The following is a 13788-nucleotide window of genomic DNA, read 5'->3' as shown; positions in this document are numbered from 1 at the left end:
GCGCCGGGAATTCTGTGCTATGGCCCCGGTATCATGGTCGCATGTGAGCGTAAACGGTCACGCCTGTGAAACGTCTGCCGCCAATGCCACCGAGGAGGATGGAGTCGTCATGTTCATACCACGTTATTACGAGGATCCAGCCACGCTGCATGTGGGGACCGAGCCCAACCGTGCCTACTATATGCCGGCCGGCGCCCCCATGGACACGCGTGGCGACCTGCGCAAGCGCTCCGACCGATACCTGGATCTGGATGGAGACTGGAACTTTCGCTATTACGCCAGCATCGACCAGCTGGACGCCGAAGTTCAGTCCGCCAACGAGGCCAAGGATCCGGTCTTTTTCGAAGCCGACTACAGCCCCTCCCGGGATGCGGGCCGAGGGGTGTACCAACCCATCCATGTGCCAGGGGTCTGGCAGACCCAGGGCTATGACAACCCCCAATACACCAACGTGCGTTATCCCTTCCCCTTCGATCCGCCCAGGGTGCCGGCCGACAATCCCTGCGGCATCTACCTGCGCTCCTTCGACTACGAGCCTGATCCCTCGGCACCTCATGCACTGCTCAATTTCGAAGGGGTGGACTCCTGCTTCTACCTCTGGGTCAACGGGGATCTGATCGGATACAGCCAGGTCTCGCACGCCACCAGTGAGTTCGATGTGACCGACCACCTGCGGCAGGGCCGCAACCAGCTGGCCGTCCTGGTGCTCAAGTGGTGCGATGGCAGCTATCTGGAGGACCAGGACAAGTTCCGCATGAGTGGCATCTTCCGCGATGTCTACATCCTGCGTCGGCCCAAGGCACGTCTGCGCGACTGGTTCGTCCACACCGATCTGGACGAGGACACGAGTCATGCCAAGGTGACCCTGGACTTGGATCCCACCGGCGTATCGGGCCAGGACGATGCCGCTCTTGACGTGCAGGCTCTGCTGACCGATCCCGATGGGGTGGAGGTGGCCCGGGCCGAGCTGACAGGTTGCAAGGAGCCTGAGCAATTTGTCATGGAAGTCAGCCATCCCCGCCTCTGGAATGCCGAGGACCCTGAACTCTACCGGCTGACCCTGTCGACCAGGGCCAGCGCTTCTGAACCCGACGATTCCGCTCAGCCCTTGCCGGGGGAGCACCCCGACGAGGTAATCACCGAGTACATCGGCCTGCGCACCATAAGCGTGGACGGCCAGGTGGTCAAGGTCAACGGCAGCCCCATCAAGATTCACGGGGTCAACCGACATGACGGGGATCCGCGCACCGGCTTCGCCATCGATCAGAGGCAGATCATGCGAGACCTGACCCTGATGAAAGAGCACAACGTCAACGCCATCCGCACATCCCATTACCCCAACAGCCCCCAGTATTACGCCCTCTACGACCAGCTGGGCTTCTATCTGATTGCCGAGGCGGACCTGGAGACCCACGGCATCGAGGCCCTCTACCACGGTCCGGACTGGAAGGAGCCCGATTACTGGAATGGTCGCATCGCTGACGAGCCGCGCTTCACCAAGGCCATTGTCGACCGGGTCCAGCGCAGCGTGGAGCGGGACAAGAACCATCCTTCGATTCTGATCTGGTCCATGGGCAATGAAAGCGGCTACGGCTGCGGCATCGAGGCGGCTCTGGCCTGGACCAAGTCCCGGGACTCCTCCCGTCTGACCCACTACGAGTCGGCCATCCACGGCTCGCCCCGGAAGGATCTGGACTACAGCAATCTGGACATCACCTCGCGAATGTATCCCAGCATCAAACAAATCGAGGATTACTTCACGCCGGAGGGTCCTCATGGCATCAGCGGCCACGGGGATGACGGAGACGGAGGACGTCGGCCTTACTTCCTCTGCGAGTACTGCCATGCCATGGGACTGGGCCCCGGGGATTTGGAGGACTATTTCCGGGTCATTCAGGCCTATCCAGGGCTACTGGGCGGCTGCATCTGGGAGTGGGCCGACCATGCCATCGACCAGGGCAGGGACCGTGAGGGCCGTCGGATCTATGCCTACGGTGGCGACCACGGCGAGTACCCCAACGATGCCAACTTCTGCATGGACGGCCTGGTCTACCCCGACCGACGGCCCCACACAGGCCTCAAGGAGTTCAAGAACGTATTCCGTCCGGCCCGTCTGGTCGGCTACGATCCCCAGACCCGGCTGCTCACCCTGCACAACTATCTGGACTTCACCTTCCTGGACGAATACCTGAGCCTGAAGTGGACCCTCCTGTGTGACGGGGGGCCGGTTGCCTCCGGGACGCCGGAGCTTGACCGGGGGACCGGCCTGCACATCGCCCCCCATGCCGAGGGCACCGTGGGTCTGCCACCCATGAATCCTCCTGAGAAAGGCCGTCTGACCCTGCTGGTGGAGTATGTCCTGGCCAAAGCCGATTCGGTGCTTCCACAGGGGCATCCACTTGGCTTCGATCAGCTTGAAGCTGCGGACATGGGAATGCCTGAACGTCCCAACGGCGTGGCCAGGGTCATCAGTGCCGATCCCGGCAGCGGATCCCGGGGCGCCCATCGTCCGATGGTCAGGCAGACTGATGCCCGCTTCGATGTGGAGGGGGCCGACTGGCGCTACGTCTTCAACCGCCGAACCGGCATGGTGGAATCCATGTGCATCGACAACCGTTCCCTGTTGACCGCCCCTATGGAGGTCAACCTCTGGCGGGCGCCCACGGATAATGATGCCACCATCAAGGAGGAATGGCGCAAGGCCGAATACGACCGGGCCAGCACCAGGGCCCTATCCTGCCAGCTGCAGACCGATCAGGAACGGGGGTTGACCACCATCAAGGCTGAACTGTCCCTGGTGGCACCTTTCATTCAGCCCATGGGCAGCATCCTCGCCACCTGGACCCTGAGTGACCAGGGTGGGCTGGACCTGAAGATGGAGCTGCATCGGGATCCCGAGTTCCCCTATCTGCCCAGGTTCGGCCTGCGGCTCTTCCTGCCCAAGAGCCTGCAGCGGGTCACCTACTGCGGCTATGGGCCCTACGAGAGCTACCGGGACATGCACCGTGCCAGCCACTATGGCGTTTTCCATGACACCGCTCAGGGTATGGTCGAGCACTACCTGCGTCCCCAGGAGAACGGCTCCCATTATGGCTGCGACTACGTCCTGGTGGAGGATGACCGCTCACTGTTGCAGGCGGCGGGGGATGGTCCGATCAGCTTCAACTGCTCCCCCTACACACAGGAGGAGCTGACCGCCAAGGGGCACGACCATGAGCTGGAGGAATGCGGCTCGACCGTGCTCTGCCTGGACTATGCCACAAGCGGCGTAGGCTCGAACAGCTGCGGACCCGAGTTGGATCCCGCCTATCGTCTGGATGAAACCGATCTGGTCTTGGGACTGCATCTGCGGGTCCGTTCCAAGTGACCCAGGCTGGCGGGGCCTTTCATCCCCGCCAGCGCAGGTACTGCCGGTAGACCTGCTCACAGGGGGCTCCCGTCAGCGTGGTCTCGATGTCCACCGGCCAGACGGGTGGCTCCTCTTCCCCGGTCAGAGCCCAGGCCGCCTGGCGGGCCGCACCAATGGCCACATATTCGTCCGGACGTGGTAGCTGCACATCCATGCCCAGGATTCCTGGCGCATAGGCTCTGACCGCTGGGGACTTGGCGCCGCCGCCGACCAGGAGGATTCTGGAGACTGTGGTGCCCAGCCGCTTCAGCAGCTCCAGACAGTCGCGCTGGGAGCAGAGCAGACCCTCCACGAATGCCCTGGCCAGGTTGGTGCGGGTGGTATTGGCCAGGGTCAGCCCCTCCAGCCTGGCGTGGGCATCAGGGCGGTTGGGGGTGCGTTCGCCGTCGAAGTAGGGGATCAGGGTGATGCCCTCGGCACCCGGCGAGGAATTCTCCGCCAGTTCGGCCAGACCGTCATAATCCGTTCCGAGAGCGGCCAGGCCCGCGTCCAGGATGCGTGATGCGTTGATGGTGCAGGCCAGGGGCAGCCAGTGGCCGGTCGCATCGGCGAATCCGGTCACCGAGGCGCTCATGTCATAGGCGGGGACCGGGCTGACTGCTGCAGCGACACCCGAGGTTCCCAGGGAGATGGAGACGTCGCCCACCTGCATGGCCAGGCCCAGAGCCGTCATGGCGTTGTCGCCACCGCCCGGTGCGATGATGCAGCCGCCGGGCACATCCCGGCCGGCGATGCGGGGGTCGGCCTTGGCTCCGACCTGGTGGGGGCCAAGAACCTTAGGCAGAATCACACGCTCGGCCATGCCGACGGGCAGGGCCATGGCCAGCAGGTCACGGCGATAGCAGTCGGCGGCTGGGTCGTAGTAGCCGGTGCCGGAGGCATCCGAGCGATCGGTGAAGAGATTCTCCAGTCCGGGTTCGGTCCCCGGGTCGGCTGCGGGGCCATGACCGGCGATGACCCAACTCAGCCAGTCGTGGGGGAGGCATATGGCCGCGATGGCTCTGGCATTATCCGGTTCCACCCGGCTGACCCAGGCCACCTTGGTGATGGTCAGCGAAGCCACCGGGGAGGATCCCACAGCCCGCACCCAGGCTTGTTTGCCGCGCATGGCCAGGTCCTGTTCCGGGCCCGGGTCCTTGTTTGTCCCGCCATTTTCCGCCTGAGCGCTTTTAGCCTCGCTGGTCTTGGACCTGGCTAGCCGGATGATGAGATCATCGGCATCCGGAGCCGAACGCGTGTCATTCCAGAGCAGGGCATCCCTGATCACCTGTCCCTGGTGGTCCAGCAATACCATGCCGTGCTGCTGGCCGCCCACGCTGATGGCAGAGACATCGTTCAGACCTCCCGCCTGGGCTGAAGCCTCCTGAAAGGCCTTCCACCAGGCCATGGGATCGACGCTGGTGCCTGCCGGATGTGGAGCCTTGCCAAAGCGAACCAGTCGACCGGTCCGGGCTTCGGTGACCCTCACCTTGCAGGACTGGGTCGATGTGTCCACTCCCGCCACCAGGATCTCATTCATGTCAGCCTCCTCGCTTTCTGAGCTCCGGTCTTTGGAGTACCCCATCATAGTATCTCAATTATTAAATCGATAAACTAAATGGCCTTGTTTCGGGTGCTCGCAATTGCTGACCCACCGTCGGACTCGAACGTAAGATGTTGAAGAGGCCCAGGATTCAGTGGGCCCATGTTCGTTCATGAAAGGTTGTTGAACCGTGACTGCCCTGCGCTCCATCAATCAGGATGATCTGAGGAACCACAACCTCTCGGTCATCATCGACACCATTCTGCGGTCGCCTACCTCGCTCAGCAGGGCGGATCTGGCCAAGGCCACAGGGCTGACCAAGGCCACCATGTCACTCCTGGCGGGCCTCCTGCTCAGGAATCGGGTGGTGCGCGAGGAGGAGCCCGAGACCTCCCAGAGCAGCCACGGCCGACCCAGCACCCCGCTGTCCATCGCACACGGACGCTGGGCCGGCCTGGGCCTGCAGATCAACACCGACGGCTACGGCTGCCTGGCCATGGATCTGGATGGGACCCTGATCGATTCGGCCTGGGTCAAGGATGACATGCACGAAGCGGAACCTGATCAGGTCTTCGCCAACCTGGAGAAACTGACCAAGCCCATCGAACGCAAGCTCTCCCGTCGCCACTACCGTACAGTGGGTTCGGGCCTGGCCCTGCCCGGTCTGGTCGGCGGCGACACCACCCTGCTTATGGCCCGCAATCTGGGATGGGAACGTCTGGATCTGCAGGACTTCCCCCTGGTTCGCCGTCTGGCTCCCAGAGTGGGCAACGAGGCGCGTCTGGCAGCCCTTGCGCAGATTCCCGGATACGCTGCCCAGCGTCCGGCTGGCGGACATGAGGGGACGCTTTCACCCACGGACTCCTTTATTTACATCTCAACTGACATCGGCATCGGCGGGGCTGTGGTGCGCCGCGGGGCCGTGGAGACCGGGGATCATGGGTTCGCTGGCGAATTGGGGCATGCCTCGGTGGACCTGAACGGGCCCACCTGTCGTTGCGGCCGTCGCGGATGCCTGGAGACCTACGCCGGGCGTCGGGCCCTGGTTGAGGCGGCTGATATCGCCACCGGAGCCAAGGCGGTCACGCCTCAGGCCATGGAGGAACTCTACCGGCGCTGGCAGCAGGGAGACGCCAAGGCGGTCGACGCCATCGACCGCGGACTCGATGCCATGATTTCGGTCATTGCCTCCGCCATCAACATTGTCGACGTGGATACGGTCATCCTGGGGGGATTCTGGTCGCACTTCGGGGGGAATCTGGCCCAGCGCCTGCAGGATCGTCTCAATCAGCTGACCCTGGGCCGGGATGCCGTGGACATCCGTGTGCTCATCCCCACCCAGGCCGACTATCCGGCCCTGGAGGGAGCAGCGCTGGTGGGCCTGCGCCGTTTCATCGACAATCCGCTGGATTTCTTCGAGAACTGATAGGTCGAGGACCGGGACGTCCAAGGGTTCAATGACCAGCCTGAGACTGGTCGGAATCGGCTGGCATCCGCCTGCCGTTGACCCTGAAGAGGGCGTGGGCGTCTCCGCCCTGCAGGCGTTTCAGATAGGTTCGGGCTCGGGCCATGCGTTCCACAGTGGTCTGGGCCAGCGGGGCTGGGAGTTGATCGGGTTCGAACCAACCGACCGACAGGCTCTCCTCGTCACCCACAAATGGGTCGGCATTGCCGTTGGGGTCGGGCCGGCAGATGAACAGATGATCCATGTACATGGTCCGGTCACCGTTGGCATAGGTGACCACCTCCCGGGAGGATGTGACCGCCGCCAGGTCGGTGACGATCACATCCACCCCGGTCTCCTCCTTGACCTCACGGACCACGGTGTCCGCCGGGTCCTCGCCGGGTTCGTTGATCCCGTAGACCAGGGCCCACTGGCCTGTGTCGGAGCGCCGGCCCAGCAGGACACGGCCCTGGTCGTCGCTGACGAGGGCCGTTACGCCGTTCAGCCAGAGCAGGTCATGTCCTATGGACCGGCGGAGTCTGAGTACGAAGTCAGGGGTTGGCATATCAGTCCCGGTCCGGGTCGGCCAGCGCAGCCCGCTGGGCCATCCAGGCCTCCACCTCTTCCACGGTCTTGGGGATGCCTGCAGACAGCCACTGGGGTCCCTGCTCGGTCATGAGCACGTCGTCCTCCACGCGCACGCCGATACCGCGGAACTCCGGGGGCACCAGCAGGTCGTTCTCCTTGAAGTAGAGTCCGGGCTCGATGGTGAAAATCATCCCTGGGGTGATGGGCGCGCCCTGGTAGGACTCGTACCTGGCCTCCGCGCAGTCGTGTACGTCCAGACCCAGGTGGTGGGCGCAGCCGCAGGCGTGCCAGCGCCGATGCTGCTGGCCCTGGGGGGAGAGGGACTCCTCCACGCTGACCTTGAGGATGCCCCACTCGTGCAAAGTTTCAGCCAACACACGCATGACGGCATGATGGATGTCCGAGTAGGTGGCGCCGGGCTTGGCGGCTTCGAAGCCGGCCTGCTGGGCCTTGAGCACAGTCTGGTAGATCCGCTTCTGCAGTGGGCTGAAGGTGCCGCCTACAGGGAAGGTGCGGGTGATGTCGGCCGTGTAGAGGCTGTTGACCTCCACGCCTGCGTCAATCAGGAGCAGGTCGCCTTTCCGGACCGTCCCGTCGTTGCGCATCCAGTGCAGAATGGGAGCGTGCTTGCCCGAGGCGATGATGGAACCGTAGCCCACATCGTTGCCTTTCTCCCGGGCGTTGGCATTGAAAACGCCTTCCAGCATCCGCTCGGAACGGGGCTTGCCCACCACCCGGGGCAGGTGGGTCAGAACCCGATCGAACCCGTCCTTGGTGGCGGCGATGGCCTTGCGCATCTCGCCCACCTCGTAGTCGTCCTTGATCATGCGGGCCTCGGAGGTGAACTCCTCAAGCTTGTCGTCGGCCTCCTCATTACGGTTAGGGCCGCCGATGCCATTGGCCTTGCGGGCGGCTTCCACCTGGTTCAGGACCTCCTGGTCGGCAGTGCGGATCACCCGCATCCTGACCGCTCCCTGATCCGGCCCCAGATCCTTGGCGATGGCATCGGGGAAGGTGGCGATGTCCTTGGTGGGGATGCCGGTCATGACGGCCAGCTCCCGCAACCCGGCCCGGGGACCTACCCAGTACTCCCCATATTGGGAGGACCGGTAGTAGTCGCGGGTGGACTGATCGGCCCGTGGATGGACAAAGAGCTCAGGGGTGTGGGTCAGGCCCTTGGCGGCTTCCGGACTGTCGGGATCCACCGGATCCAGGACCAGGATGGCCCCGGGTTCGTAGTCCTCGCCCAGGCCCGTGTAGTAGGCGAAGGTGGTATCTGGGCGGAAGGCGTAATCGTTGTCGTTGTTTCGGGTCTTGTAGGAACCGGCGGGGATGACCAGGCGTTCACCGGGGAAGCGCCGACCCAGTTCACGCAGACGGCGCTCAGTGTATTTGCTGGACTCCAGCGGCTCGATCTGAGGCTCCTGGGCCTGCCAGCCGGTGGTCATGAACTTCTGGAAAGCGGCGGAGTTGGGGCGCAGGGTGCGGTTGTTCACCCGGTCTTGCATGTTCTGCTCATCCAGGTCCACATTCTTGGGATCGGTGTCTCCTTGTAGATGCTCCTGAGCGGATACGGTCACGTCCAGCCTCCTTGAAATTCCGGTTCTGACTATGTTGGTTCCATGGTAGTGCGTTCGGCCGATGTGACAGTCGGCTGTTTCGGCCCTCAATCGGGGCCGATGGCGCATAGAATGGGCGGGAAGCATCCACAGCCAGCAGGAGGCGCAGGCAGAATATGTCATTCGAACACCCCAATAGCAAGGGTCAGAATATTCGCGATGTCGAGCGGGCCATCATGTCGCGTCCCGCCGAGCATGACAGCCCCAATCTGGATCTTGACAGGATGGGGATGATGCTGGACCTGCTGGGCCACCCCGAGCATAGCTTCCGGGTCATCCACGTCACCGGGACCAACGGCAAGGGGTCCACGGCGCGGATGGCCGAGGCCCTGGTGCGGGCCTATGGTCTACGCACCGGGCTCTACACCTCGCCCCACCTGGAGCGGATCAACGAGCGGATCGCCATTGACGGCAAGGAGCTTTCAGACGAGGACTTCGTAGACATCTACCAGCAGATCGAGGATTTCATCGCCATGGTGGACGACCGCTTCGCCCAGCAGGGCAGGGCTCCCATGAGCTTCTTCGAGGTCCTGACCGCCATGGCCGTCTGGGCCTTCGCCGACGCCCCCGTGGACGTGGCCATCGTCGAGGTGGGGATGGGCGGCCGCTGGGACGCCACCAACGTCCTCGATGGTGACGCTTCCATCATCGGACCTGTGGACATGGACCACATGAAGTGGCTGGGGGATACGGTCGAACAGATAGCGGGGGAGAAGGCCGGAATCATCAAGCCCAAGTCCACGGTCATCGTCGGCGCCCAGCCTCATGAGGATGCCGTCATGCCCATCATCGAGCAGGCCGTGCGCGAGCAGGGCGCCCCCACACTGTTGAGGGACGGCAACGAGCTGGAGGTGGTCTCCCGCATGCCCGCAGTCGGCGGTCAGGTGGCCACCTTGCGCACGCCCCAGGGGCTCTACAAGGATGTGCCCATTGACAAGTTCGGGGAGCATCAGGCCCACAACGCCCTGGCGGCCCTGGCGGCGGCCGAGACGGTCATCCCCGTCAACGGGGCCCTGGACCAGGATCTGGTGGCCGAGGCCTTGAGCCAGGTGCGCATCCCTGGACGGATCGAGCAGGTGCGTACCTCGCCCACCATCATCATCGACGGTGGGCACAATCTGAATGCGGCCCAGTCTCTGCGTGCGGCCATTGAGGAGAACTACGACTTCAAGCAGCTGGTAGGCGTGATCTCCATGATGGCCGACAAGCAGGTGGAGGACTATCTGGGCCTGCTGGAGCCCGTGCTGGACAGCGTCGTGGTCACCGAGAACTCCTGGAAGGGTCGGGTCATGCCGGCCGAGGATCTGGAGCGAGTGGCCGTCAGGGTCTTCGGGCCCGACAGGGTGGTCCGGCGTGATCGGATGCCTGACGCCATCCAGACGGCCGTCGACATGGTCGACAGCGAGGACCAGACCGGGGTGGGCTACGGCCGAGGGGTGCTGATCTGCGGCAGCTTCGTCACCGCCGGCGACGCCCGCACCCTGCTGGCCGAGCGGCCCAACCCCGATCTGGCCAAACCTAAGGCGGAGCGCGCCTGATGTATCTCAAGGAGCTGACCCTCAAGGGCTTCAAGTCCTTCGCCTCGGCCACCACCCTGCGCTTCGAGCCGGGCATCACCGCCGTGGTGGGCCCCAACGGATCAGGCAAATCCAACATCGTCGACGCCCTGGCCTGGGTCATGGGTGAGCAGGGGGCCAAGAGCCTGCGCGGCGGATCCATGGAGGATGTCATCTTCGCCGGCACCTCCTCCAGACCGCCGTTGGGCCGGGCTCAGGTCACCCTGACCATCGACAACACCGACCGGACCTTGGACATCGACTACACCGAGGTCACTATCAGTCGGACCATCTATCGAAACGGCGGGTCAGAATACGCCATCAACGGATCCGACTGCCGCCTGCTGGACATTCAGGAGCTGCTCAGCGACACCGGGCTGGGCCAGCAGATGCACGTGATTGTCGGCCAGGGGCGGCTGGATGCCATTCTGCGGGCTGATCCGGCCGGCCATCGTGCCTTCATCGAGGAGGCGGCCGGCATCCTCAAGCATCGCAAGCGCAAGGAAAGGGCCCTGCACAAGCTGGCCAACACCGAGACCAACCTTTCCCGTCTGGATGATCTGATTGGCGAGATTCATCGGCAGTTGGGGCCGCTGGGCCGCCAGGCCAAGGTCTCCCGCCGGGCCGACATGATCCAGGTCAGCCTGCGGGACGCCCAGGCCCGTATCCATGCCGACGATGCCCTGACCTCGCAGAAGAAGCTGGAGGATCTGCGCTCGCGGATGGTAGAGACCCGGGGGCGGCTGGCCCGGGGGCAGGAGGATCTGACCAGGGTAAAGCTGCGCATCGAACAGTTGGAGGGGCTGGATAGGCAGTCCAGTCCGGCCCTGGATGCGGTCAACCAGCAGTGGAATGACCTGACCAAACTCGGCGAACGGGCCGGTTCCCTGGCATCCCTGGCCAGGGAGCGCAGCCGTTCGCTGGAGGCCGGCATGGTGGCCGACCAGGGGCAGGATCCCGGGGTGCTCAGACGGCGGGCCGACGAGTTCAAGGGCCAGGCCGACCAGGAGGAGGCCCAGGTTGGAGCCGATCGGATCGCCCTGGATGGCCGCGTTCAAGCCCGTGCGGATCTGGAGCGGCGGCTGGCCGCCCACCGGCAGACCATGACCGAGCTGCGGCAGGCGGCCAGAAAGAGGCAGGCTCGGTTGGGCGATCTGGCACAGCTGGTGGCCAAGGAGGAATCGGCCCTGGAACTTTCCAGGCAACGTGAGCGTGACCTGACCAGTCAGCAGGATCAGCTCAGGGAAGGCCTGGAGCGGGCCAGAAACCGGGTACGGGACCTGGATAATCAGGAGGAAAGCCCCGACCAGGACGGCAGGCAGGCCCTTGATCAGGCAAATCAAGTCAGGGACCAGGCCCGCAGCAGACTCAACGACCTCGAGGAGCGTGAACGCCGCATCCGCTCCGATGCCATCTCGGCTCAGGCCAAGGCTGATGCCCTGGCGGACACGCTGGAGCATCGCGGAGCTGGCGAGGCCCTGTCCCAGGACGGGGATCCGGCACTGCTGGGTCTGCTGACTGATTTCGTCCAAGTGGAGGAGGGCTGGGAGGAGCCCCTGGCCCAGGCCCTGCACGACTATGCCTCGGCCCTGGTGGCCAAGGATGGCCAGACGGTCGACCAGACCCTGGAGCGGGCCCGCCAGGATCGCCTGGGACGCGCCGCGCTGATCTCGGCATCAGACCCTCTCGAGGGGGCAGGCATAAGGCCTGGTGACGGTCCCTGGCGGTCGGCCGCCGACCTGGTGGCCCTGCGGGAGCATCCTGCCGACCCCGAACATGCCCAGGGGGTGCTGGCGGCTGTCCGCAGTCTGCTGGCCTCCACGGCTGCCGTCGATGACGCTGATCAGGCTCGCCGTGCCCTGGAGGACGGATGGCAGCATGCGCTGACCAGCCTGGGCGATCTCTACGACCGGGTAGGTGCTGTGGGAGGTTCCGCCCCGGCCACCAGCGACCTGGCACTGACCGCACGCAGGGATAAGGCCCTGGCGCAGGTGGAGGCCCTCCAGGAGGAATCCAAAACACTGCAGCCGCAGATGGATGCGGCCCGTGCCGCCCTTGAGCAGGCTGAAAAGAGGTTGCAGGAGGCGCGCAACCGGTGCACCGAGGCCCGGGTCAAGGCCGAGCAGGCTGCCCGGGAGCTGGCGGCAGCCCGCAAGGAATCGGATCGAGCCCAGGCCGGGGTCAGGGATCTGGATGACAGGCTGACCCAGGTGCGCGACCAGATGCGCACCCACGAGCTCAAACTGGAGGATCTCAAGGCCGGCCTGGCCCGTGCCCAGGAGGACGGCGGATTTGATTCTGATGACCCGGAGGGCATGGAAGACCGGCAGCATGAATTGGAGACGGCCCTGGACCAGGCCCGCACCGCCGAGATGGAGGCCAAGCTGACCTGGACCGAGAGTGATCGGCGGCACGCCTCCCTGCTGCGTCAGATCGATCTGCTGCGGGATCAGGCCGACCAGGCCGAACGCCATCGTCAGCGGATAGGCGAGGAGAACCGCCGACGCAAGGTCGGCATGGCCTCTCTTGGGCAAATCGCGCTCAGGGCCGACCTGCTGGCCCAGCTGATCCAGGGGAGGATGGAGCATACAGCCCGTCGCCGGGATCAGCTCAGGGCCAAGGCTTCGGCCCACGACAAGGAGCTGACCGATCTGCGGGCCAGCAGGGACGCTCTGGAACCCAGGGTGGCCGGTCTGCGCCAGGATGAGCACGGTCTGGACCTGGAGCGTGAGCGTCTGGCAGGTGAAGACGGCCGTCTTCGTCAGCGCATCCAGGATGACCTGGGTATGGAGCCGGAGGAGCTGATCCGCGAATACGGCCCCGACCGCCCGGTTCCTGTTCTGGATGACGAGGGCAACCCGGTCCCCTTGGAGCAGGATGCAACGGAGGAAGACGGGAATTCACCAGACTTTAGGACAGTGCCCTACCAGCGCGGTGAGCAGGAGAAGCGGCTGGCCAAGGCCAAGCGGGACCTGGCCGCTCTGGGCAAGGTCAACCCGCTGGCCACCGAGGAATACGAGGCCCTGGAGTCCCGCAACCGCTACCTGCACGAGCAGCGTCAGGATGTAATAGGCTCACGGGATGACCTGATGGCCCTGGTCAAGGATCTGGATTCGACCATGGTCACGGTTTTCAAAGAGGCCTTCGACGACACCGCCCAGGCCTTCGAACACATCTTCGCCACCCTATTTCCCGGCGGGCGTGGACGGCTGCGGCTGGAGGATCCGGATGACCTGCTGACCACCGGTGTTCTGGTCGAGGCCAGCCCGGCCGGCAAGAAGGTACGTCGGCTCTCCCTGCTTTCGGGCGGGGAGCGGTCGTTGACGGCCCTGGCCCTGCTCCTGGCCATCTTTACGGCTAGGCCCAGCCCCTTCTACGTCATGGATGAGGTCGAGGCCGCCCTGGACGACGTCAACCTGACCAGGCTGCTCAAGGCCTTCGAGCAGCTACGCGAGCATGCTCAGCTGATCATCATCACCCACCAGCAGCGGACCATGGGCATTGCCGACGCCCTCTACGGGGTCACCATGCGGGGGGACGGGGTGACGGCCGTCATCTCCCAGCGGCTGGAGGATCCGAATCGTTCCGGTCGTGAAGATCCCGAGCCCAATCAAGGGTGACCCTGGCCAGAACCGCCTGGGAGTCCACGA

General features: G+C 64.5%; 7 protein-coding genes. 4 read left to right on the top strand and 3 right to left on the bottom strand.

Annotated features, from left to right (window positions below; all coding sequences use genetic code 11):
• Positions 1 to 109: 109 nt before the first annotated feature.
• On the top strand, positions 110 to 3367 hold the full coding sequence (locus tag H3T89_RS06890) for a glycoside hydrolase family 2 TIM barrel-domain containing protein (RefSeq protein ID WP_198216608.1): 3258 nt from the start codon (positions 110 to 112) through the stop codon (positions 3365 to 3367).
• Positions 3368 to 3386: 19 nt separating this feature from the next.
• Here the strand turns inward: H3T89_RS06890 and H3T89_RS06885 are convergent, their stop codons facing one another.
• The gene (locus H3T89_RS06885) at positions 3387 to 4928 is read right to left on the bottom strand and encodes a xylulokinase (RefSeq protein WP_198216607.1); all 1542 of its coding nucleotides are present in this window, start codon (positions 4926 to 4928) and stop codon (positions 3387 to 3389) included.
• Positions 4929 to 5121: 193 nt separating this feature from the next.
• Here H3T89_RS06885 and H3T89_RS06880 point away from each other — a divergent pair, with 193 nt between their 5' ends.
• Positions 5122 to 6357, top strand: a complete 1236-nt coding sequence (locus H3T89_RS06880; protein ID WP_198216606.1) for an ROK family protein — start codon at positions 5122 to 5124, stop codon at positions 6355 to 6357.
• Positions 6358 to 6385: 28 nt separating this feature from the next.
• On the opposite strand, the gene H3T89_RS06875 is transcribed toward H3T89_RS06880, so the two are convergent.
• Together H3T89_RS06875 and H3T89_RS06870 are read right to left on the bottom strand one after the other, a co-directional pair.
• Positions 6386 to 6940, bottom strand: a complete 555-nt coding sequence (locus tag H3T89_RS06875; RefSeq protein WP_198203812.1) for an NUDIX hydrolase — start codon at positions 6938 to 6940, stop codon at positions 6386 to 6388.
• Position 6941: 1 nt separating this feature from the next.
• Positions 6942 to 8543, bottom strand: a complete 1602-nt coding sequence (locus H3T89_RS06870) for an aminopeptidase P family protein (RefSeq protein WP_198216605.1) — start codon at positions 8541 to 8543, stop codon at positions 6942 to 6944.
• Between the two features lie 155 nt (positions 8544 to 8698).
• Between H3T89_RS06870 and H3T89_RS06865 the strand changes: the two genes are divergently transcribed.
• Complete coding sequence (locus tag H3T89_RS06865; RefSeq protein ID WP_198203814.1) at positions 8699 to 10120, top strand: bifunctional folylpolyglutamate synthase/dihydrofolate synthase; 1422 nt, start codon at positions 8699 to 8701, stop codon at positions 10118 to 10120.
• Entirely contained in the window at positions 10120 to 13758 is a 3639-nt protein-coding gene (gene smc, locus H3T89_RS06860) for a chromosome segregation protein SMC (RefSeq protein WP_198216604.1), read from the top strand. The genes H3T89_RS06865 and smc overlap by 1 nt, the downstream gene beginning before the upstream one ends.
• Positions 13759 to 13788: the final 30 nt, after the last annotated feature.

The sequence above is a fragment of the Bifidobacterium sp. W8114 genome (assembly GCF_016101165.1).
In the GTDB taxonomy this organism is placed as follows: domain Bacteria; phylum Actinomycetota; class Actinomycetes; order Actinomycetales; family Bifidobacteriaceae; genus Bombiscardovia; species Bombiscardovia asteroides.
Note: the sequence above shows the minus strand (reverse complement) of the source record. Positions and strands in the feature narration are given on the sequence as shown.

Excerpts from the sequence above, each read along its gene's own strand:
- smc (WP_198216604.1), top strand. The coding sequence starts at position 10,120 with ATGTATCTCAAGGAGCTGACCCTCAAGGGCTTCAAGTCCTTCGCCTCG.
- H3T89_RS06865 (WP_198203814.1), top strand. The coding sequence starts at position 8,699 with ATGTCATTCGAACACCCCAATAGCAAGGGTCAGAATATTCGCGATGTC.
- H3T89_RS06875 (WP_198203812.1), bottom strand. The coding sequence starts at position 6,940 with ATGCCAACCCCTGACTTCGTACTCAGACTCCGCCGGTCCATAGGACAT.
- H3T89_RS06885 (WP_198216607.1), bottom strand. The coding sequence starts at position 4,928 with ATGAATGAGATCCTGGTGGCGGGAGTGGACACATCGACCCAGTCCTGC.
- H3T89_RS06890 (WP_198216608.1), top strand. The coding sequence starts at position 110 with ATGTTCATACCACGTTATTACGAGGATCCAGCCACGCTGCATGTGGGG.